Annotated in this window: 3 protein-coding genes; all 3 read left to right on the top strand. The window is 71.5% G+C overall.

The window, feature by feature from the left end:
* Positions 1 to 15 precede the first annotated feature (15 nt).
* Positions 16 to 10,641, top strand: a complete 10,626-nt coding sequence (locus tag M3330_RS06035) for a non-ribosomal peptide synthetase (protein WP_255027609.1) — start codon at positions 16 to 18, stop codon at positions 10,639 to 10,641.
* A 75-nt stretch (positions 10,642 to 10,716) separates the two neighbouring features.
* Entirely contained in the window at positions 10,717 to 22,944 is a 12,228-nt protein-coding gene (locus M3330_RS06030) for a non-ribosomal peptide synthetase (RefSeq protein ID WP_255027607.1), read from the top strand.
* A complete protein-coding gene (locus M3330_RS06025) occupies positions 22,941 to 23,984 on the top strand; it encodes an ABC transporter substrate-binding protein (protein WP_006553897.1) in 1,044 nt (347 codons plus the stop codon). The genes M3330_RS06030 and M3330_RS06025 overlap by 4 nt, the downstream gene beginning before the upstream one ends.
* The last annotated feature ends 9 nt before the right edge of the window (positions 23,985 to 23,993 follow it).

Here is a 23,993-nt window from a genome sequence, read left to right as displayed (position 1 = left end):
TGCCGAGGAGTACCCGTGGAATCGATCGTGCCTCTGCCGTTGACCGCTGCCCAGGCGGGAATGTGGTTCGCGCAGACGATCGACCCCTCGAACGCGACACTCGTCACCGGGCACTTCCTCGAGATCGACGGCGCCATGGATCCGGACGTGCTCGCCCGCGCCGTCCACACGGTCTTCGACGAATCCGCCGGACTGCGCGCCCGGATCGCCGTCGTCGACGAGGTGCCCGTCCAGTTCCCCGGTGCCCATCCGTCGCCGGAGATCGAGGTCACCGACCTCACCGCCGACGCCGATCCGCGGCGGACGGCCGTCGACACGATGCGCGCGATCCTGCGCGTGCCGATGGATCCGACGGCCGAAGCCGGCATCGGCGCCCGGGTGTTCGTCCTCGGACCGGACCGTGTCCTGCTGTTCCTGCGCGCCCACCACGCCTTGCTCGATGTCTACGGCTACAGCCTGGTCGAACGCCGCATCGTCGTCGTGTACACCGCACTCGTGCGCGGCGAGGACGTCCCGCCCGCGACCTTCGGCTCCGTCGAGCAGGTCGTCGCCGAGGACGAGGAGTACCGCAGCGGCGAGCGCATCGTCGCCGACCGCGACTTCTGGACCGAGACGCTGCATGGTGCACCCGACGCGCTCGGCCTCGCGGAGACCGCGGTGCCGGCCGCGTCCTCGCTCGCCCGCGCGGTGGTCACCGAATCGGTGCAGGTCCCCGGGGACGTCGCCGAGGCGCTCGACGTAGCGGCACGCCGCGCCGGGGTGGGCTGGCCCGACCTCGTCACCGCCGCGACCGCCGCCTATCTCGGCCGGGTCACCGCGGTCCGCGACGTGGTGCTCGGCTTCCCGGCCATGAACCGGATGGGCAGCGTCGCCGCGAAGGTGCTCACCACCGCCGTCAATGTCGTGCCCCTCCGCATCGAGGTCGCTCCGGAGGCGAGTCTCGCGGCGCTCGCCGCCGACGTGCGCGCCACCGTCGCTGCGCAGGGACGCCACAGTCGCTACCGGGGCGAGGACATCCACCGCGACCTGCGTCTGCCCGCGACCAGTCCCGGTCCGGTGGGCCCGACGGTCAACATCAAGCCGTTCGGCGACACCGTGCGATTCGGCGACGCGACCGCCACCGTGCACTCGCTCGCGCGCGGTCCCGTCCACGACCTCGCGGTGGTCGCCCGTCGTGTCGACAGCACCCGCGCACTCGAACTGACCCTCGACGCCGACGCCGACCGGTACACCGCCGACGAGGTCGCCGGTCACGCCGCGGCCATCGCGCGACTGCTCACCTTCGCCGCCCGGGAGGACGCGGACGAACGTCCTCTCGCCCATGCCGACCTGCTGAACCCGGATTTCCGCGCCGATCTCGAATCCCGTTGGCACGGAGTCGTATCCGAGTCTGTCGCGCCCGACGCGATGGATCTGTTCGACGCGCAGGTGGCCGCCGCCGGTGCCGCACCCGCGCTCGTCGCCGGCGCCGACCGTCTCACCTACGCCGAGCTCGACGCGCGCATCGATGCCGTCGCAGGCGAACTCGCACGGGCTGGTGCGCGGTGCGAGGTGACGGTCGCGCTCGCCCTGCCACGCACCGCCGACATGGTGGTCGCGCTCCTCGCCGTGCTGCGGACGGGCGCGGCGTACCTGCCGCTCGATCCCGCCTTCCCCGCCGAGCGACTCGAGTACATGCTCGACGACGCGCGACCGGCGATCCTGCTCACCACCGACGACTTCGCCGACCGTCTCGGCGCATCGACCCCGGACGCCACGGCGGTCTTCCGTGACGGCGTCCTGCACTGGCGCGGCGACGTCCCCGTCGGCACCACGCCTTCCGAGCGAGTTGTGCCCGACCAGTCGGCATATGTCATCTACACCTCGGGTTCGACCGGCCGGCCGAAGGGTGTCGTGCTCTCGCGCGGCGCACTCGCCCGCTTCGTCGACGCCGCGACCGATCTCGCCGGAATCGGCACGCACACTCGGCTTCTCGCCCTGACCACCCTGTCGTTCGACATCTCGGTGCTCGAACTGCTCGTGCCGCTGTGCCGCGGCGGGGCCGTCGTGCTCGCGGGCGACGACGAGGCGCGCGATCCGGCGGCCCTGGCCGCGCTCGCCGCCACCGAGTCGGTGAACTGCATCCAGGCCACCCCGTCGCTGTGGGGCGCGATCGTCGAACACGACGGTCTGGATCTCGCCGGTACGGGCGTGCTTGTGGGCGGCGAGGGCCTGCCCGCCGTCCTGGCCGGAACCCTCGCTGCGCGAGCGTGTTCGGTCGTCAACATGTACGGCCCCACCGAGGCGACGGTGTGGTGCACCTCCGCTCCGGTCGCACCGGATCTGCCGTGGACCGGGTCGGTGGGCCGCCCCTATCCGGGAACCGGTGTGCGCGTGCTCGACCGGCAGTTGCAGCCCGTGCCGGTCGGCGCGGCCGGTGAGCTGTACGTCGTGGGGCAGCAGCTCGCGCGCGGCTACCGCGGCCGCCCCGACCTCACCGCGGCCCGCTTCGTCGCCGATCCCTTCGGCGCCGGCCGGATGTACCGCACGGGCGATCTCGTGCGCTGGACCGCCGACGGCACCCTGCAGTATCTCGGACGCGGCGACGACCAGGTCAAGGTCCGCGGACACCGCATCGAACTCGGTGAGATCGAGACCGCCGCAGCGCAATTCGCCGGTGTGGCGCAGGCCGTCGTGGTCGCCCGGCCCGACGCCACCGGTGCGGCCCGCCTCGTGGGCTACGTGACCGGCACCGACGTCGACACCGCAGCACTGCACGACTTCCTCCGCACACGTCTGCCCGAGTACATGGTGCCGTCGCTGACGGTCGTGCTCGACGAGTTCCCGCTCACCGCGAACCTCAAGGTCGACCGCAAGGCACTGCCCACCCCGGAGATCGGCGCCCCCGACACCGGTCGCGATCCCGAGACCGCCACCGAACACACCCTCGCCGGTGTCTTCGCCGACCTGCTCGGACTCCCGGCCGTCGGTGTCGACGCCGACTTCTTCACCCTCGGCGGAACGTCGCTGTCCGCCACCCGTCTCGTCGCCCGGATCCGCTCGGCGCTGGACGTCGAGGTGTCGCTGCGCGACGTCTTCGACGCTCCCACCGTGGCCGAATTGGCCGTGGTGGTCGACGGCGCGAGCCCGGCACGTCCCCGCTTCGTCGCAGGACCGCGACCGGCGCGGATCCCGCTGTCGTCGGCCCAGCAGCGCCTGTGGTTCCTCGACCGTGCCCAGGGACCGTCGCCGACCTACAACATCCCCTTCGCCCTCGAACTGCGCGGCCGGCTCGACGCCGGCCTGCTCGACCGTGCGCTGGTGCACGTCGTCGCCCGGCACGAGGTGCTGCGCACCGTCGTCGACGTCGTCGACGGTGAGCCCGTGCAGGTCGTCGCCGACACGCCGTCGACGGTCCTGCAGGTCGCGGAGGCGCGCGACGGGAATGCCGCGGCACTTCTCGACGCGGCCGCGCGGGCATCCTTCGATCTGGGACAGGACCGTCCGTTCCGTGCGCATCTCGTGCGACGCGCGCCGGATGACGCGGTGCTGCTGCTCGTCGTGCATCACATCGCCGGCGACGAGTGGTCGGCCGAGACGGTCTTCGCCGACCTCGCCGCCGCCTACGCCGATCTCTCTGCGGGTCGTGTGCCCGACGACGCGCCGCGTCCCCAATACGCGGACTTCGCGGTGTGGCAGCGCGGTCTCGCCGACGACCCCGCCGCCGCCGTGCTCCGCGACCGCGACCTCGCGTTCTGGTGCTCCACCCTTGCCGGAGCACCGGAGGAACTCGCCCTGCCACACGACCGTCCGCGACCCGCGGTGCCGAGCCACCGCGGCGGCGAGGTACACGTGCAGGTGGATTCGGAACTGTCTGCGGCCCTGCGGGATATGTGTTCCCGTTCCGGGACGAGCATGTTCATGCTCACCCACGCCGCCGTGGCCGCCCTGTTCACCGCGCTCGGGGCGGGCGACGACATCGTGCTCGGCGCGCCCGTCGCGGGTCGCGCCGACAGCGGACTCGAGGACATCGTCGGATTCTTCGTCGACACCATCGCCCTGCGCACCGATCTGTCCGGCGATCCCGATACCGCCGAGATTCTGACGCGCGTACGGCACGCCGACCTCACCGCCCTGGCCCACCAGGAGGTGCCCTTCGACGAGGTGGTCGACGCCGTCGGTGTCACCCCGTCGCTCGCGCGGCACCCGCTCTTCCAGACGGTGGTGCAGTACCGCACCGAACCGGTCGTCCCGCAGATCGGCGACACCACCGCGACCGTGTCGTATCTGTCCACCGGCACGTCGAAGTTCGATCTCACCGTCGACTTCGTCGACGCGGCCGACGGCCTGTCGATCCGCTTCGAGTACGCCGAGGACCTCTACGACCGTACGAGCGTACGGACCCTCGGGCAGCGTCTGCTGTCGGTGCTCGCGGCCTTCGCCGACCCCGAACCGCGACACCTCTCATCGATCGACGTGCGCACCGACGAAGAGCGCGCCGCCGACACCGTCGCGACGGTGCCCGCCACCACGCAGCTGCTGCCGGACCTGCTCGCGGCGGCCTTCGCCGCCCGCCCGGATCACCCGGCGCTCGTGTTCGGCACCGAGACGTCGAGCTATCGGGAATTCGGGGCGCGCGTGCACCGTTCGGCTCGCGCGCTCGCCGAACGGGGTGTCGGGCCCGGCAGTGTCGTCGCGGTCGCGGCGGCACGGTCCGACGCCGCCGTGGTGGCGCTGGCCGCCGTCGTGGTCTCCGGTGCCGCCTACCTGCCCGTCGACCTGTCGTACCCGCCGGCGCGCATCGAGTTCATGCTCACCGACGCCGCACCCGATCTCGTGCTTGTGGATACGGAAGGCGCCGTGCCCGGAGAGGCACCGGAGCTGACCCTCGCCGCACTGGCCGAAGCGGCGCAAGGCTACTCGGACGCACCGATCACCGACCTCGACCGCAGCCGCCCGCTGCATCCGGCGGACGGGTCGTACGTCGTCTACACCTCCGGTTCGACGGGTGTGCCCAAGGGTGTCGTCGGAACCGCTGCGGCGCTGGCGAACCGGTTGGTCTGGCAGGCGGCACGCGTCCGCCCGGCCGGCGACGACGTGCGCCTGGCCAAGAGCTCGCTGAGCTTCATCGACGGATCCACCGAGCTGTTCGCCGGTCTGCTCTCCGGTGCGACGATGGTCCTCGCCGACGACGCCGCCTCCCGTGACGCCGAGACCCTCGCCGATCTCGTCGTCCGGCACCGCGTCCGGATGCTCACCGCGGTGCCGAGCCTCGCCGAGACCCTCGCCGCCCTGCGCCCCGAGGCCGCGGAACTCGTCGACACGTGGTTCCTCAGTGGAGAACCCCTCGGCACGAGCGTGATCGCGGCACTGCCGGGCGCACGGGTGATCAACTCGTACGGTTCATCGGAGGTCGCCGGCGACGTCACGATCTGGACGGCGCCGGGCTCCGACGTCGACCGCGTCCGCATCGGTGCCCCAGTCGACGGCGTGACCGCGCGCATCCTCGACCGGCACCTGCGTCCCGTCCCGGACGGGGTGACCGGCGAACTCTACGTCGGGGGAGTGCAGTCCGCCCGCGGCTATCTCGGCCGCCCGGATCTGACCGCGGCGCGGTTCGTCGCCGACCCCACCGGCAGCGGCACCCGGCTCTTCCGCACCGGGGATCTGGTGCGGCGCAACGCCTCCGGAGAACTCGAGTTCGTCTCGCGCGCCGACCACCAGCTGAGCCTGCGCGGTTTCCGCATCGAACCCGGCGAGGTCGAAGCCACATTGCTGCGGCACCCGGCGGTGACCGCGGCCCTCGTCACCGTGCGCCCGTCGGCGTCCGGGACCGATCTGCTCGTCGGTTACGTCGTCGCCGATCCGGCCGCGCCGCGTCCGGCGGCCATCGACCTGCAGGACCATCTGCGGACCGTGGTGCCGGACTACATGATTCCCGCGGTCTTCGACGTGCTCGACGCCATGCCGACCCTGCCCAACGGCAAGGTCGACCGCGCGGCTCTGCCCGATCCCGCACAGAGCCACAGCACGCGCGAGGCGACCGACGACGAACGCGTCGTGTGCGAGGTGCTCGCCGAACTCCTCGGTGTCCGCCAGGTGGGCCCCGACGACGACTTTTTCGCCCTCGGCGGCAATTCGCTCCTCGCGACACGTCTGTCCGCGGCGCTGCGCATGCGCACCGGCCGGAACCCGTCGATCCGCGACATCTTCGATCTGCGCACCCCCGCGCGACTCGCGGCGACGGTCCCGGCCACCGCCGTCGGACCCGAACTCGTGCGCCGCGACCACGCCGATCTCGTCCCGATGTCGGCGGCGCAGCGCCGGCTGTGGTTCCTCTTCCGCCTCGAGGGAGCGTCGGCGACCTACAACATCCCGTACACGATGCGGCTGCGCGGCGCGCTCGACGTCGACGCTCTGCGGGGTGCCCTGCAGCACCTGATCGCCGGGCACGACACGCTGCGCACGGTGTTCACCGAGCCGGACGAGGGCGACGTCGAGCAGATCGGCTACCAGCGGGTGCTGCCCGCCGAGGACTGCACCGTCGACCTGCGGATCGTCGACGCCGCCCCGGCGGATCTCGACGTGCTGCTCACCGAGGAGGCGGGCCGTCCGTTCGATCTCGCCCACGACCTGCCGATCCGCGCGACGCTCCTGCGCACCGCTCCCGACGACGCGCGCCTGTTGGTGCTCGTGCACCACATCGCCGCCGACGAGTGGTCCGCCACGCCGCTCGTCGCCGACCTGTCCGCCTGGTACGCGCACCTGACCACCGGGGCACCCGCGCCTGCGCCGCTGCCGGTGCAGTACCGGGACTTCACTCTCTGGCAGGACGAACGTCTCGGTACCGGGGACGAGTCTCTGCGTGAGGTCCAGACCGAGTACTGGGCACGCGTCCTCGACGGCGCACCCGAGGAACTCGCCGTTCCGCACGACCGGCCGCGCGGGGCCGTCAGCAGTTACCGCGGCGGCGCGGTCCCGTTCACCGTCGACCCGCGCACCCGGGAAGCACTCGCCGACATCGCCGCCGAATCCGGCGCGACGATGTTCATGCTCACCCACGCGGTCGTCGCAGTACTGCTGCGCGCGCACGGCGCCGGGGACGACATCGTCCTCGGCACTCCCGTCGCGGGTCGTCCCGACGCCGCCCTCGACCGGATCGTCGGCTTCTTCGTCAACACGCTCGTGCTGCGCACCGATCTGTCCGGCGACCCCACCGTCCGCGACCTGCTCACGCAGGTCCGGGAGGTGGACCTCGACGCCTATGCTCACCAGGACCTGCCGTTCGAGGTGCTCGTCGAACGACTCGCCCCGGCACGGTCGCTCGCACGCCAGCCGCTGTTCCAGATCATGGTGCAGTACCGCGACCGCCTCGACGAGATCCGCATGCCCGGACTCGACGCCGAACCGGTCTTCGTCGAGACCGGCACGTCGAAGTTCGACCTGACCTTCGACCTCGCCGAGACCGACGACGGCGGGATCCGCGGTCGCATCGAGTACGCGACCGACCTGTTCGACCGCGGCACCGTCGACGGATTCGTGCAGCGGCTCACGGCTCTGCTGGCGGAGATCGCGGCGAATCCGGACGCCTCGCTGTCGCAGTTGAGCGTGCTCACCGTCGACGACCGGAAGGCATTGGTGGCAGCGGAGATCGGCACGGTCCGAGACGACGGTCCCGATCGCACGGTCCCCGAGCTGTTCTCGCAGCAGGTCGCTGCGACACCGGATGCCCTCGCGCTCGTCGACGACGCCACCGGACGGCGGTGGACCTACGCCGAACTCGACCGTGCCGTCGCCGCGCTGGCCGGGCATCTGCGTGCCGTTCCCGGAGTAGGAATGGATGCCGTCGTGGCCGTGGCGATTCCGCGCAGCACCGCTCTCGTGATCGCCCTCCTTGCGATCCACCGCGTCGGTGCGGCCTATCTGCCGCTCGACGAGAACTATCCCGCCGAGCGACTCGCGTACATGCTCTCCGACGCGCAGCCCGTCGCGGTCGTGGCGGCCGCCGGTGTGGCGATGACCTTCGACTCCGGTGTGCCGGTGCTCGAGGTCGACGAATCCGGTTCCGTCGGAACCGATCCCGCAGATCCGGTCGCAGCACCGACCGTGATGCCCCTCGACTGCGCGGCGTACGTGCTCTACACCTCCGGATCCACCGGAACCCCGAAGGGTGTCGTCGTCGGCCATCGCGCCGTGGCCAACCGGCTGCGGTGGATGCAGGACGAATACGGTCTCACCGCCGAGGATCGGGTGCTGCAGAAGACCCCGTCCGGATTCGACGTGTCGGTGTGGGAGTTCTTCTGGCCGCTGATCACCGGCGCCACGCTCGTCGTCGCGACCGCCGACGGTCACCGCGACCCGCATTATCTGCGCGATGTGATCGCCCGGCAGTCGATCACCACGGCGCACTTCGTGCCGTCGATGCTCGCGGCGTTGCTCGACGTGCTCGCCGCCGAGCAGGACCGGGCACTGCGCCTGACCCGGGTGATCTGCAGTGGTGAGGCGCTGACCGCCGACCATCGCGACCGCTTCCACACCCTCGTCGACGCCGAACTGCACAACCTCTACGGCCCCACCGAGGCCGCCGTCGACGTCACCGCGGCACCGATTCCGGCGCAGGACATTCCGTGGGTCCCGATCGGACGGCCGATCGACAACACCCGCACCCTCGTCCTCGACGAGCGGCTCCGGCCCGTGGCGCCGGGCGTCGTCGGCGAGTTGTATCTCGGCGGTGTCCAGCTCGCCCGCGGCTACCACCGGCGCGCGGGCCTGACGGCGGGCCGGTTCGTCGCCGACCCCTACAGCGACGCGGGGGAGCGGCTCTACCGCACCGGCGACCTCGTGCGGTGGCGCGACCGGGGCGCGGGCCTCGAACTCGACTACATCGGCCGCGCCGACGGGCAGGTCAAACTCCGCGGCCTGCGCATCGAACTCGGGGAGATCGAGGCGACGCTGGTCGCGCATCCGAACGTCGCGCAGAGCGCCGTCGTGGTGCGCGACGGCATGCTCGCCGGCTACGTGGTGCCCCTGTCCGGGCGCACCGTCGAACCGGCCGATCTACTCGCGCACGCCGCGACCTCCCTGCCCGATCACATGGTCCCGGTGACCGTGACCGTGCTCGAGGTACTGCCGCTCGGACCGAACGGCAAACTCGATCGCAGGGCACTCCCCGATCCGCAACCGACCGCGACGACGCGCCGCGACCCGGAGACCCCCGCCGAGGCCACACTGTGCGAATTGTTCGAGGAGGCACTGCGTCTCGACGTCGTCGGACCGGACGACGACTTCTTCGCGCTCGGTGGCGACAGCATCGTCTCGATGCAGGTCGTCACGGCCGCGCGCCGCAAGGGCATCGAATTCGGCCCGCGCGAGATCTTCCGGTGGCGCACCCCGGCCGGTCTCGCCGCCGTCGCGCAGTTCGCCGAGACGGAGGAACAGCCGACGGGCCCCGTGGACGACCGGGAACCGGGCCCGGTGCCCGTGCCGCCGGCCGTGCACGCACTGCGAGAGATCGGTGCAGAGCCGGCCGGAGCCGCACTCGTGTTCGCCGTCGACACCCCGGCGGACGAGGAGAAGGCGACGGGTGCCGTGCGCACGGTGGTCGCCGCTCACGATGCGCTGCGCATGCGGCTCACCCGCGTGGCCTCGGTGCTGTGGTCGCTCGACACCCACCCCGCCGGCGACGAGGTACCGGTACGGGTCGTCGAGACCACCGACCTCGCAACAGCGCAGCAGCAGGCCCGCACCGAGGCCGCCGAGGCTCTCGACCCCGAGGCCGGACCGGTGCTCTCGGCCGTGTGGCTGACCACCGGGCAGACCGGTCGACTCGTGGTGGCGGTCCACCCGATCGTCGCCGACGGTGTCTCCGTCGGCGTGCTCGCCGCCGACCTGGCTGCGGCGGTCACCGGGGGACCGGTTGCCGTTCCCGCAGCCACCGCGCAGGGACTCGCGACCCGCATCAACGAGCGCGCGCAGGACCCGGCGCTGCTCGGGGAACTGGCGCACTGGGTGCAGGTCCTCGCCCCGGGCGCCGCGCTGAGCACCGCGGTGCTCCCCGTCGGCGATCCGGTCGAGATCGCCGCAGTCGAGGTCAACGCCGGTCCGTCCGGTGGGCAGGACCTCGCTGTCGCGGCAGTGACCGCGTTGGCAGTCGCCGTCGGACGCGTCCGCGAGGCCGCGCCGGCACATTTGCTCGTCGAGATCGAACGCGACGCACGTGAATTCTCCGACGGCGAGCCGGACTGCACCCGGACCGTGGGTCCGTTCGCCGTCGGTGTGCCCGTGCGGGTTCCCGTCGCCGACGATCCGGACGCGGTGTCGACCGGTGTGGCCGCCGCCGTGGACGCGGTGCCCGGGGACGGGTCCGGTTACGCGCTGCTGCGGCACCTCAACGCCCAGGCCGCACCGGCCTTCATGGCACTGGCCCGGCCCGACGTTCTCGTCCGGATCGACACGGTGCCGACGGAGCGGCGGACCCCGTGCGGGCGCGCCCTCGAGCTGTCGGTGCGGATCGAGGAGAAAGCGGGCGGTCGTATATTCACAGCCACGATGCGGTCGGACGGACGAATTTCCTGCGAGGAGATCCGAGGGCTGTCCGAGGCCTGGACGACGGCGATGAACGCGCCGGTGGGAGCAGGTTTCAGTACCCCCTCGGGCGCCTAGTATGGTTAGCCTAACCATTAGCTAGTCGGTATGCGCCTGCGGTTCGTCGCGGCATCCGTGGGAGAGAGAAGTTCGATGCAGTCGGTGTATCCCGTCACGCGCGCGCAGCGGACCATCTATTTCGGTCATCAGCTCGACGCCACCGGGCACCTCTACAACACCGGCATGTACACCGAGACCATCGGTGACGACATCGACATCGACCGGATGATCACGGCGATCCACTCGGTCCTCGACGCCGCCGAGACCCTGCACGTCAACTTCGACGTCGACGCCGACGGCAATGTCGTCCAGATCCCGCGCGCGACCCGCGAGTGGGACCTGCCGGTCATCGACTTCCGCGGCGAGGACGACCCGGCCGCGGCGTCCGACCGCTGGATGCGCGCCACGATGAACGAACCGCAGGATCTAGCCCGCGACCTGCTGTTCCGATTCGCCATCCACCGCCTCTCCGACGACACCGTACGGCTGTACCAGCAGTACCACCACATCGTGAACGACGGCTACGGCATCGGTCTCGCGACCACCGCGATGACCAGGGCGTACGTCGAAGGCAAGGGTCCCGACCGCGCCGCGGAGTGGACGCTCGAACGGTACGTGCGCGTCGACGAGGAGTACGTCGCGAGCGAACAACGCGAACTCGACCGCCGCTCCTGGCTCGACGAACTCGCCGACCTCCCGCAGGTGACGCGCCTGCTCGGCTCTGGTCGCCTGTCGAGCCCCGGAGAACTCGTCGCCTGGTCGCACATCGACGCCGACGGACGCGGCCGGCTCGAGCGGTACGCCAAGGCCCACGGCACCCGGCCCGCCACCGTGCTCATCGCCCTCCTCGGCGCCTATCTGGCCCGGGCCACCCGTCGCCGTGACGTGGTGATCAGCCTGCCCACGACCGCGCGCGGCACCCGCGAACTGCGCACCGTGCCCGCGATGGTCGCCAGCGTCCTGCCCCTGCGCTTCGACGTTCCCGACGACGCGCGCCTGGCCGACGTCGCCGAGGTGATCGACGGCAAACTGCTCGGCCTGCTCAAACACGGCCGGTACCGCGGTGAGGATCTCGGTCGCGAACTCGCCGAGATCGACCCGGACTGGCGGCCCCCGACCGTCGGCGTGAACATCATGCCCGCAGCTGCCTCGCGGTACTCGGTCGGGCGGGAATCGCAGGCGCACATGCTGTCCTCCGGGCCGGTCGGCGAACTGGAATTCATCCTCGTGCTCGAGAAGGCCGGGCACCCGATCGAGATCGGACTGCGCGGTCATGCCGACGACGCACCGCTCGCGCAGCGCTGCGCCGCCGATCTCGACGACTTCCTCGCCGCGATCCTCGACGACCTCGACGCGCCGCTCGGCACCTTCGACGTCGCCCCGGCGCCGGCCCTCGGCGACAGCTCCGAGGCCGACCACGAGGACACCGCCGCCGGACCGCTCGCGCTGCTGCCGGCCACCGCGCGACGCCGCGACGCCGGACTCTCCGTGGACGCCGACCTGCGCGAATACCGCGTCCCGGCTCCGGAGGATCTCACCGACGACGCCGTGCTCGCCGCGGTCGCCGCCGTGGTCGAGCACCACCCGGCGCTGCGGACGACCCTCACCGCACCGGCCCCGGTGCTGTGGCTGCTGTCGGTGAACGATACCGCCGCCGTCGACGCCCGGACCCTCGTCGCGAACGCCGCCCTGCCGGTGGGAACCGCGACCGCCGACCTGCCCCTGCGCCCCGACGCCACCGCCGGCCGGGTCCTGACCGCGGTGCGGCTCACCGCTGCGGAGGAGAGCGCCGGGGAACTGGTCTTCCTCGCCCCCGCCGGGCTCGTCGACGAGACGTCCTGGTCGATCGTCACCGCCGACCTGCATCGTGCCCTGCGCGCCGCCCGGCGCGGCACGCAGATCGTGCTGCCGCCCGTGCCCACCTCGCCCGCGACCCACGCCCGCGTCTTCACCGAGCAGGCCGCCTCCCCGCAGCGACTCGCCGAGCTTCCCGACTGGATGACCACCGTCGCACCCGGTGCCGAGTTCGCCGCAGCGGTGGCCACCGGCCGCACACGGACGCCTGTGACCCTCACCCTGACCGACGACGAATTCTCCATGGCGACCACCGCAGTGGCCGGTCTCGTCTCGGGCGTCTCGACCGATGTGTGGACCGCGGTGACCGCAGCCGCGGTCGCGAACACCCGCGAGAGCGGCGACGGTGAACTGCTCGTCGACATCGTCCGCGACGGCCGCATCGCACTGGCCCCCGACGCCGACCTCACCCGCACCGTCGGCGCGCTCGACTGGACGACGCCGGTGCGGCTGGCGCTCGCCACCGATCCGCTCGACGCCCTGCGCACCGCGAAGGAACGCCTGCGCGCAGCCCCCGACCGGGGCATCGGCTGGCCGATGCTGCGTTACGCCAACGTCCAGGCCGGACCGGCCCTCGCGCCGCTCGGACAGCCGCAGGTGCTCGTGCGGAGCGGCGGAGACCGCATCGGCAACTACCTGCTCGATATCCACGTCGAACGGGGAACCGGCGGCGCCACGGTGCATCTGACCGCCGACGAGGCGCTCGACCCCGATCTCGTGGCCCGGCTCGCCGAGGCATGGCGCGCGGCATTCGACGATCTCCTCGGCCGCGCCGACGCAGCTTTGGGGCGGACCTGTCTCACTCCGTCCGATCTCGGGCACGTCACGCTCACGCAGACCGAGATCGACCGCGTCGCACGGATCGCGCCCGTGCGGATCGAGGACATCTGGCCGCTGTCGCCGCTGCAGCGCGGCCTGTACTTCCAGTCGGTCTTCGACTCGTCGAAGGACATCTACACCGCCCAGTTCTCGCTCGACTTCGGCCACCGCCTCGACGTCGAGCGCCTGCGCCGCGCCGCCGCACGTCTGCTCGCCGAGAACCCCACCGTGCGTGCCGGTTTCACCGACGACGGTCTGGCCGATCCGGTGCAGTTCATCGGCGCGGCGGATCTCGAGGTGCCGTTCACCGAGGTCGACCTCACCGACCTCGACCCCGCCGAGCAGCAGGCCCGCGCCGAGAAACTCATCGAGGAGGATCGGCTGCAGCCGTTCGACCTCGCGTCCCCGCCGCTGTGGCGCATGCTGCTGCTGCACCTCGACGGCATCGACCGTCTCGTCGTCAACCGCGAATTCATCCTGTGGGACGGCTGGTCCGGTGCGCTGTTCGTCGACGAACTGCTCGCCCGCTACGCCGGTGACGAAATCGCGGCGCCCGAAGCGGGTTTCACCGACTACCTGCAGTGGCTCGCCGCCCGCGACCGCGCCGCCGCCGAGCAGGCCTGGCGCGACGAGTTCGCCGGTTTCGACAAGCCCACGCTGCTCGCCGGATCCACCCGCGACCGCGCCGCCATCGTGCCGCTGCGCATCGAGTCGTACATCGACGAGACGCTCACCGCGACACTGCGCGATCGGGCCCGCAGCACGGGCGTCACCCTCAACGCGTTGATGAACGCCGTCGTCGGCCTGCTGCTCGCCGCCGAATCCGGCAGCACCGACGTCGTGTTCGGCTCCACCGTCGCCGGGCGGCCCACCGAGATCGTCGGACTCGACCGCGTGGTCGGCATGTTCCTCAACACCGTCCCGGTGCGGGTGCGCCTGTCCGGCGCCGAGACCGTCGCGGACCTGCTGCGCCGCATGCAGGACGAGTACGCCGACCGCATGGAGTTCGAGTATCTCGGACTCGGCGACATCCTCCGTGCCGTCGGTCATTCCGAACTGTTCGACACCCTGTTCGTACTGCAGAACTTCAAGGACGCCGACGAGATGGCCCGGCAGTCCGCGCGGCACGACATCCTCGCCGAGGACAGCCTCGACCACACGCACTATCCCCTCGCGATCGTCGTGTCGCCGGGGCGGACCATGCACGTCAAGATCGACTACCGGCCCGACGTCGTCGATGGTGCGCGTGCCCGGGCCCTGCACGACCGCTTCGTGGCGCTGCTCGACTTCGTCGCCCGCGGAGTCGATCTGCCGGTCGCGTCCGTGCCCGCACTGACGGCCGCCGAACACACCGTCACCGACGCCCGGCTGCGCGCCGAGATCCCCGAGGTCGAGGACGTCACCGTCGCCGAGATGCTCATCGCCCGCGCCGCGACCGACGCCGACCGCATCGCCCTCGTCTCCGGTGAACAGAGCAGCACCTACGGCGAACTCGCCGGCCGCGTCGAAGCGCTCGCCCGCACCCTCATCGCCGGGGGAGCGGGACCCGAGACCATCGTGTGCCTCGGTCTGCCCCGCAGCATCGACACCGTCGTCGCGCTCTTCGCGATCCTGCGCACCGGTGCCGCCTACCTGCCGCTCGAACTCGACCAGCCCGACGAGCGTCTGCGCACCGTCATCGACGACGCGCTGCCGGCGCTGTTCCTCACCACGACCGCGGTGCAGAACCGTCTCGGCCTGCCCGCCGACCGCAGCATCCGCCTGGACGGGCCCCTCGCCGCGAGTACCGCGCCGTTGACCGACGCCGAACTCGGTGCCTTCGCCCCGGGTCGCCCGGGCCGGCTCGAGCACCCCGCCTACGTCATCTACACCTCGGGGTCCACCGGCAAGCCGAAGGGCGTGGTCACCCCCTATCGGGGCCTGACCAACATGCAGCGCAACCACCAGGACGAGATCTTCGATCCGGTGGTCTCGTCGGTGGACGGACGCCGGATGCGGGTCGCGCACACCGTGTCGTTCGCTTTCGACATGTCGTGGGAGGAACTGCTCTGGCTCGTCGAGGGCCACGAGGTGCACGTCTGCGACGAGGACCTGCGTCGCGACGCCACCGCGCTCGTCGAGTACTGCAACACCCACGCCATCGACGTCGTCAACGTCACCCCTACCTACGCGACGCAGCTGATCGCGGACGGCATGCTCGACGAGGGTCCGGGACAGCACCGCCCGCCGCTCGTTCTGCTCGGCGGTGAGGCCGTGTCGGATTCGGTGTGGACGCGCCTGCGCGAGACCGATGGCACCCTCGGGTACAACCTGTACGGCCCCACCGAGTACACCATCAACACCCTCGGTGGCGGCACCGACGACAGCGCGACCCCCACGGTCGGCGTCCCCATCCGCGCGACCCGCGCCTACATCCTCGATCCGTGGCTGCGACCCGTCGTCGACGGTGTCGTCGGCGAGTTGTACATCGCGGGTGTGGGTCTCGCGCGCGGCTATCTGAACCGTTTCGGGCTCACCTCCGACCGCTTCGTCGCCGATCCGTGGTCGGCCGGTGGCCGCATGTACCGCACCGGCGACCTCATGCGCCGCCGCACCGACGGCAACCTCGACTATCTCGGCCGCGTCGACGACCAGGTCAAGATCCGCGGTTACCGCGTCGAACTGCACGAGATCGCGGCTGTGCTCGAGGAGCACCCCGAGGTCGGTACCGCGGCGGTGATCGCCGTCGACGACCCGCTCGTGCCCGGCACGAAACGACTTGCTGCCTACGCCGTTCCGGTCGGAGACGGCGATCCGCCCGACCTGTCGTCGCGGCTCGTCGCCCACCTGCGCGCCCAGTTGCCCGACTACATGGTCCCGGCCGGGGTACAGCTCATCGATTCCGTGCCGATGACCGTCAACGGCAAGCTCGACACCCGCGCCCTGCCCGAACCGCAGGCCGCCACGGGCCTCGGTGGACGCGCCCCGCGCACCGAGACCGAGAAGGTCCTGTGCGAGGTCTTCGCCGACGTCCTCGGGGTCGACGAGGTCGGCGCCGACGACGACTTCTTCGAACTCGGCGGGCACTCGATGATCGCCATGCGGATCGTCGGCCGCATCCGCTCCGAACTCGGTGTGGACGTCACCATCCGCGACCTGTTCGAGGCTCGCAGCGTCGAGGAACTCGCCCGCCGCATCCCCGGCGCCGCAGCGGCGCTCCCGCCGATCACCGCGCGGACGCGCCCCGACCGGGTGCCGCTGTCGGCCGCCCAGGAACGCCTGTGGCTGCTCCAGCAGTTGCAGGACGACAGCCTCGCCTACCACTACGCGCACGTCGCCCGCCTCGACGGCGCGGTGGACGCCGATGCCCTCGTCGCGGCGGTCGCCGACGTCGTGGAACGTCATGAGAGCCTGCGCACCGTCGTCGATTCCGAGGACGGCACGCCCTACCAGCGGATCCTGGACACGCCCGAGGCCGTGCGCTTCGAACTGCACGAGACAGAGTCCGAGGATGCCGTCCGGGCGCTGCTCACCGAGCGGCTCACCGCGTCGTTCGATCTGCACACCGACCCGCCGCTGCGCGTGGTGCTGGTGCGCGTCGCGCCCGACCGGCACGTCCTCGCAGTGGTGCTGCACCACATCGCGACCGACGAATGGTCGGATGCGCCGCTGCTCGGCGACCTCACCCGCGCCTACCAAGCCCGGTCGGCCGGCGCGACACCCGAATGGTCTCCGCTGCCCGTCCAGTACGCCGACTACACGCTGTGGCAGCGCGAACTGATCGAGGCCGGCCGGATCGACACCCAGATCGACTACTGGACCGACACTCTCGCGCAATTGCCCGACGAGATCGTCCTGCCCACCGACCGGCCCCGCCCCGCGCGGCCGACCGGAGCGGCGGGCAACACCACCGCGACGGTCCCCGCCGACATCGCCGCCCGCCTGCGCGCGGTCGCGGATGCCCGCGGCGGCACGATGTTCATGGCGCTGCACGCGGCCGTCGCGGCACTGCTCTCCCGGCTCGGCGCGGGCGACGACATCGTCGTCGGCACCCCCGTCTCGGGCCGTTCCGACACCGCACTCGACGAACTCGTCGGTTTCTTCGTCAACACGCTGGTGCTGCGCACCGATCTGTCCGGCGAGCCCACCTTCGCCGAACTCCTCGACCGGGTGCGCGAGACCGATCTCGCGGCGATGGCGCACCAGGAGGTGCCCTTCCAGCAGCTCGTCGAGCGACTCGCACCGCCGCGCGTCGAGGGACGGAACCCGCTGTTCCAGGTGATGATGAGCTACCTGCAGCGCCCCGCGCAGCTGCCCGACCTGCTCGGTGTGCCCACCCGCTGGGAACCGCTGAGCAACGTCCGCGCCAAGTTCGACCTCAACCTCACCTTCGTCGACGCCCCGGACACCGGCGAGGTCGCCGTATCGGTCGAGTACGCGACCGACCTGTTCGACGCCACCATGGCCGACACGCTTCTCGCCGCGCTGCTCACTCTGCTCGATCAGGTCGCGAGCGCACCCGCGGCCCGGATCGGCGACGTCGCGATCCTCGACGCCGACGAGGCCGCGGGACAACTCGCCGTCGGCACCGGCGAGCGCGTCGACTTCGCTCTCGCCCCGCTGAGCGAGGTGCTCGCCCGCAGCGCCGCCGAGCACGCCGAACGGCCGGCTCTCGTCGCGGCCGACCACACCCTCACCCATGCCGCCCTCGACGCCGCCTCGAACCGCCTCGCCCGCGAACTCGTCGCGCTCGGCGCCGGTCCGGGTGCGATCGTCGCGGTCGCGGTGCCCCGCTCCGTGGGGCAGGTCGTCGCGATCCACGCCGTCGTGAAGTCCGGTGCGGCCTACCAGCCGATCGACACCACGCTGCCCGAAACGCGCATCGAGTACCTGCTCGGCGATGCGCATCCGCGAGTCGTGCTGACGCGCAGCGACATCGAACTGCCCGGCGAGCATCCGCGACTCGACCTCGACGACACCGAGGTGCGTGCCCGCATCGACGCCCGCAGCCCGGAGTCGGTCACCGACACCGACCGGATCGCGCCGCTCACCCTCGACCACCCGCTCTACGTCATCTACACCTCGGGGTCGACGGGTCTGCCCAAGGGCGTCGCCGTGTCGCACCGCGCCGTGGCGAACCGGCTCGAATGGGTGCACCGCGAACTGCCCGCCTCGCCCGACGACCGGGTGCTGCTGCGCACACCCGCGACCTTCGACGTGTCGGTGTGGGAGTTGTTCGCGCCGTTCGTCGACGGTGCGAGCGTCGTCGTCGGCGGACCCGACGCGCACCGCGATCCCGTCGAATCGGCGACCCTGCTGCGCGACGGGAACATCACCGTCGCCCACTTCGTGCCGTCGATGCTCGAGGAGACCCTCGCCGTGCCCGCCACCGCGGACGCCGCGAGCCTGCGCCGCATCGTGTGCAGCGGTGAAGCACTGTCGCCGCGCACCGTCGCACGCGCGGCGACGGTGCTCCCGCAGGTGAAGGTCCACAACCTGTACGGCCCGACCGAAGCCGCGGTGGAGGTGACCCTCGACGCCGACCCGGGTGCCCGGATCGGTTCGCCTACCCGCGGTTCCGTCATCGGGCGGCCGGGCGCGAACGTGTGCCTGTACGTGCTCGACCGGTATCTGCGCCCCGTGCCGGCCGGCACCCCCGGTGAGCTGTACATCGGGGGAGTACAGGTTGCGCAGGGCTACCTGCGGCGCCCGGCGCTCACCGCCCAGCGGTTCGTCGCCGACCCCTACGGCGATCCCGGCGACCGGCTCTACCGCACCGGCGACCTCGCACGCTGGGACGCCCACGGCGACCTCGAATATCTCGGCCGCGGCGACGACCAGATCAAGCTGCGCGGTCTGCGCATCGAACTCGGCGAACTCGAGGCGGCTCTCGATGCCGTCGACGGTGTCGCCCGTGCTGTGGCCGCGATCAAACCCCGTCCCGCAGGCGATTCGGTGCTCGTCGGATATATCGTTCCCGCAGCGGAAGTCGCGGTGGATCCGGTGGCGGTCCGTGACGCACTCGTCGGACGTGTGCCCGACTATCTGCTGCCCGCACGGGTTCTCGTGATCGACGCGGTCCCGACGACCTTCAACGGCAAACTCGATCGCAGTGCCCTTCCGGCACCGGAGTTCGACACCGGATCCGGACGGCAGCCGCGTACCGAGCTCGAAGCGACGATCGCGACACTGTTCGCGGATGCGCTGGGACTCGACGAGGTCGGTATCGACGACGACTTCTTCGCGCTCGGTGGGCATTCGCTCGCTGCGATCCGGCTCGTGAACGCGATCCGCTCGGAGCTCGGCGCCGATCTGGCCCTGCGCACGGTCTTCGACGCCCCGACGGTGGAGTCGCTCGCGCAGCGGTGCGCGGCGGCGGGTCAGGCGTCGCCGCGACCCGCGCTGGTTGCGGCCGACCCGCGACCTGCGATGGTGCCGCTGTCGTACGCGCAGCAACGCCTCTGGATCCTCGACCAGCTCGGGGCCCGCGGCGGCGTGTACAACGTGCCGGTCACGTGGCGGGTGCACGGACGCGTCGATGTCCCGGCACTCGAAGCGGCCGTGCGCGACGTCGTCCTGCGTCACGAGGCGCTGCGCACTGTCTTCCCGACCGAGGACGGACAGGCCTACCAGCAGGTGCTCACGCCCGACGAGGTCCGCGTGATCGCCGACCACCGCCCGGTCGACCCGGCCGACGTCCGCGGCGCGCTCACCGAGGCGATCGATCACCGCTTCGATCTGTCGGCCGAGCTGCCGGTGCGGCTGTCGGTCCTCGACGCCGGGGACGACACCGTCGTGGCGCTGGTGATCCACCACATCGCCGTCGACGAGTGGTCGACCAAGGCGCTGCTCACCGATCTGGCGACCGCCTACGCGCTGCGGCAGATGGGGCAGGCACCGGAGTGGACGCAGCCCGCCGTGCAGTACGCCGATTTCACACTGTGGCAGCGCGACCTGCTCGGCGACCCGGCGGATGCGGAGTCGCTCGCCGCGCGTCAGCGCGCCTACTGGCGCGACGCCCTCGCCGGCCTGCCCGAGGAACTGCCGCTGCCGACCGACCGGACCCGTCCGGCCCGCACCTCCTATCGCGGTGGCGCCGTGCCGTTCGCGCTCGACCCGGAGGTCGTGCGCGCACTGCGGGAAGTCGCACGCGCACACGACGTCTCGATGTTCATGGTCGTGCAGGCCGCCGTCGCGGTGCTGCTCGCCGCCTACGGCGGTGGCGAGGACATCCCCCTCGGCACCCCGGTCTCCGGACGCGGCGACGCGCAACTCGAGGATCTCGTCGGCTTCTTCCTCAACACCCTCGTGCTGCGCACCGACCTGTCCGGCGACCCGACCGTCGCCGAACTGCTCGACCGGATCCGCCGCACCGACCTCGAGGCGTTCGACCACCAGGACCTGCCGTTCGAGCAGGTCGTCGACGCGGTGCTCGGCTCCGACCGATCCGTCTCGCGCGCCCTGCACCCGCTGTTCCAGGTGATGATCGTCTATCTCGTCGAACCCGATCCGCGCAGTGCGGGTGGGCTCACGGCGGGTGTCACCCCCGAACCGCACCCGATGGAGACCTCGAAGTTCGACCTGTCGTTCGACCTCGTCGAGTATGTGGGCACCGACACCCTCGTCGGCGTCGTCGAGTACAGCTCCGACCTGTACGACCGCGGCACCGTCGAACGTCTCGTCGCCGGACTCGACCGGGTGCTGCGCACGCTGGCCGGGGGAGAGGCGCACCGGCGCCTGTCCGCCATCGACGTCCTGCCGGCCGACGAACGCGCCCGGCTCGAACAGTGGCGGGCCACACCGGCACCGGTCGCCGAAGCCGTCACCGTCGCGGACCTGTTCGACGACGCGGTCGCCCGTCACCCGCACGAGACCGCGCTCGTGGCAGTCGATCTCGAATGGAGTTTCGCCGACCTCGCGTCCCTGGTCCGCCGGTGGGCGCGACTGCTCGTCGACCACGGTGTCGCTCCCGAGACCCGCGTGGCGCTCGTGCTGCCCCGCACGGCCGACACGATCGCGGCGATGCTCGCGGTGCTCGTCTCCGGCGGTGCCTACGTCGCGCTCGAACCGCGCACTCCCACCGAGCGTCTCGCGACGATCCTCGGCACCGCGGAGCCGGCCGTCGTGCTCACCACCCGAGAACTCGCGTCGTCGCTGCCCGCGGTGGACGCGCCGGTGCTCGCGCTCGACGACGAGACGCTCGCGGCGCGGGTCGCCGGCTACGACGACGCCCCGCTGACCGACGCCGACCGGCTCGCACCGCTGCGCGCCGACCACCCGGCCTACGTCGTGTACACCTCCGGCTCCACCGGCACACCCAAGGCGGTCCTCGCCCTGCACCGCGGCCTGACCGCGCTGTTCCACAGCCACCGCGCCGACCTCTACGCGCCGACGCAGGCACGGACCGGACGCGACCGGCTCCGGGTCGGCCACGCGTGGTCGTTCGCCTTCGACGCGTCCTGGCAACCGCAGCTGTGGCTCTTCGACGGGCACGCGGTGCACGTCGTCGACGAGAAGGTCCAGCGCGATCCGGCCGAGATGGTCCGCGTCGCCCACGAATCCCGCTGGGACTTCGTCGAGGTCACCCCGTCGCACCTCGCGCAGCTGCTCGATCACGGACTCGCGGACGACGGACGGTGCCCGGCCTCGCTCGGCTTCGGCGGCGAGGCGGTCTCCCAACCGATGTGGGACCGGTTGCGCGGGCTGGACGGCGTGAGCGCCTACAACCTCTACGGGCCGAGCGAGAGCACCGTCGACGCGCTCGTCGCACGGGCTTCGGACGCCGAGGCGCCCGTTGCGGGCCGACCGGTCGCCGGCACCCGGGCCTACATCGTCGACCGGTGGATGCGTCCCGCGCCGATCGGTGTGGAGGGCGAGCTCTACCTCGCCGGTCGTGGACTGGCCCGCGGCTATCTCGCCGACCCGGGTCGCACCGCCGACCGTTTCGTCGCGGACACGATCGATCCGGAATTCCCCGGAGACCGCATGTACCGCACGGGTGACCGGGCCCTGTGGACGCCCGACGGACACATCCGCTACCGCGGACGCGGCGACGACCAGGTCAAGATCCGCGGATACCGGATCGAACCGGCCGAGATCGAGACCGTGCTCTCGTCGCGACCGGACGTCGCGACCGCAGTGGTGCTCGCCCGCACCGATCTCGGTGCGACGGCACGTCTCGTCGCCTACGTCGTCCCGGCCGCCGGGTACACCCTCGACGCCGAGACGCTGCGACGCGCGGTCGCGCGGGTGCTGCCCGACTACATGGTGCCGTCGGCGACGGTCGTGCTCGACGCCCTGCCCACGCTCGCCAACGGCAAGATCGACCGCGCAGCGCTGCCGCGACCGGAACTCGCCCCGCGAACGCGCCGGGCACCGTCCACACCGGCCGAAGAGCTGCTGTGCGCCCTCGCCTCCGAGGTCACCGGCGTCGAGCAGGTCGGCGTCGACGACGATCTGCTCGAACTCGGATGCGACAGCATCTCGGTGATGCGGATCCTCGGCGGACTGCGGGCGGCCGGATACGTGATCGACGCCGAGTCGATCTTCACCGCCGGGTCGATCGGCGAACTCGCCGCGACCCTCCACGAGGACGAGATCCGCGGCGCCGGGAACGGACACCCGGACGACGGACCTACGAAGAGTTCTACAGCAGAGGAGAATCGATGAGGATCCACAAGCGACTGCGCCGGATCGGCGTCGCCCTCGCCGCCACCGCCATGCTGGTCGGTGTCACGGCGTGCGGCTCGGACACCGACAGCGGCAGCTCGTCCGGCAGCGCGACGGCGGCGAACGGCGAGTTCCCGGTCACCGTCTCCGGCAAGTTCGGCGACACGACCGTCGAGTCGGCCCCGACCCGCGCCCTGCCGCTGTCGCCGCAGGACGCCGACATCCTGCTGTCGTTGGGCGTCACCCCGCTCGCGCTCCCCGTCGATGCCCAGAACCTCGCGGCGACCGGCGGCACCGGCGTGTGGCCGTGGGAGGCCGAAGCACTCGGCGCCGACGTCCCGCCGCTGCTGAACATGGACGGCGGTGCCACGGTGATCGCCGAGCAGATCGCCGCGCTGCAGCCCGACATCATCGTCTCCACCGGCTTCTGGGGACTCGAACAGAACACCTACGACCAGCTCGCCGAACAGTTCCCCGTCGTCCACTTCGACTACCGCGCCAACGGTGAGCCGTGGCAGGACTCCACCCGCAAGATCGCCTCGGCCCTCGGCATCCCCGAGAAGGCCGAGGAGGTCATCGAGCAGGCCGAGGTCGATCTCGACGCCGCCAAGGAGCAGTACCCCGCACTCGAGGGCGCGACCTACAACGCGATCATCGGCGACACCGGTGGCCAGCTGTCGGTGCTCGCCGCCGACGACCGCGGCATCGGGCAGTTCCTGAACTCGCTCGGCCTCGAGCTCAGCGAGTACGCGAACACACTGCAGGTCGATGCGGACGGACGCGGTGTGCTGTCCTACGAGGAGATCTCGCAGCTCGACGCCGACCTGCTCGTGGTCGTCTCGCCCACCGGCGATCTCGGATACCTGACCAAGTTCGAGGCGTGGAACCGTCTTCCGGCCGTCGAGCGCGGCGCGGTCGTCTCGCTCGCCCGCAACACCGGCATGCCGAACGCCGTGGGCTTCCCGTCGGCGTTGTCGCTGAAGTGGGCCACCGACGAGATCGCTCCGATGCTCGCCGACGCCGCCGCGAAGTCCGAGTGACGGCCCGGC

It is taken from the genome of Rhodococcus sp. GA1 (genome assembly GCF_024321955.1).
GTDB classification, from domain to species: domain Bacteria; phylum Actinomycetota; class Actinomycetes; order Mycobacteriales; family Mycobacteriaceae; genus Rhodococcus; species Rhodococcus pyridinivorans.
The sequence above is the reverse complement of the archived record's forward strand: the minus strand, read 5'-3'. Positions and strand labels throughout refer to the sequence as shown.

Bases quoted from the DNA above. Each gene is read 5' to 3' on its own strand.
- M3330_RS06030 (WP_255027607.1), top strand. From the start codon at position 10,717: ATGCAGTCGGTGTATCCCGTCACGCGCGCGCAGCGGACCATCTATTTC.
- M3330_RS06025 (WP_006553897.1), top strand. From the start codon at position 22,941: ATGAGGATCCACAAGCGACTGCGCCGGATCGGCGTCGCCCTCGCCGCC.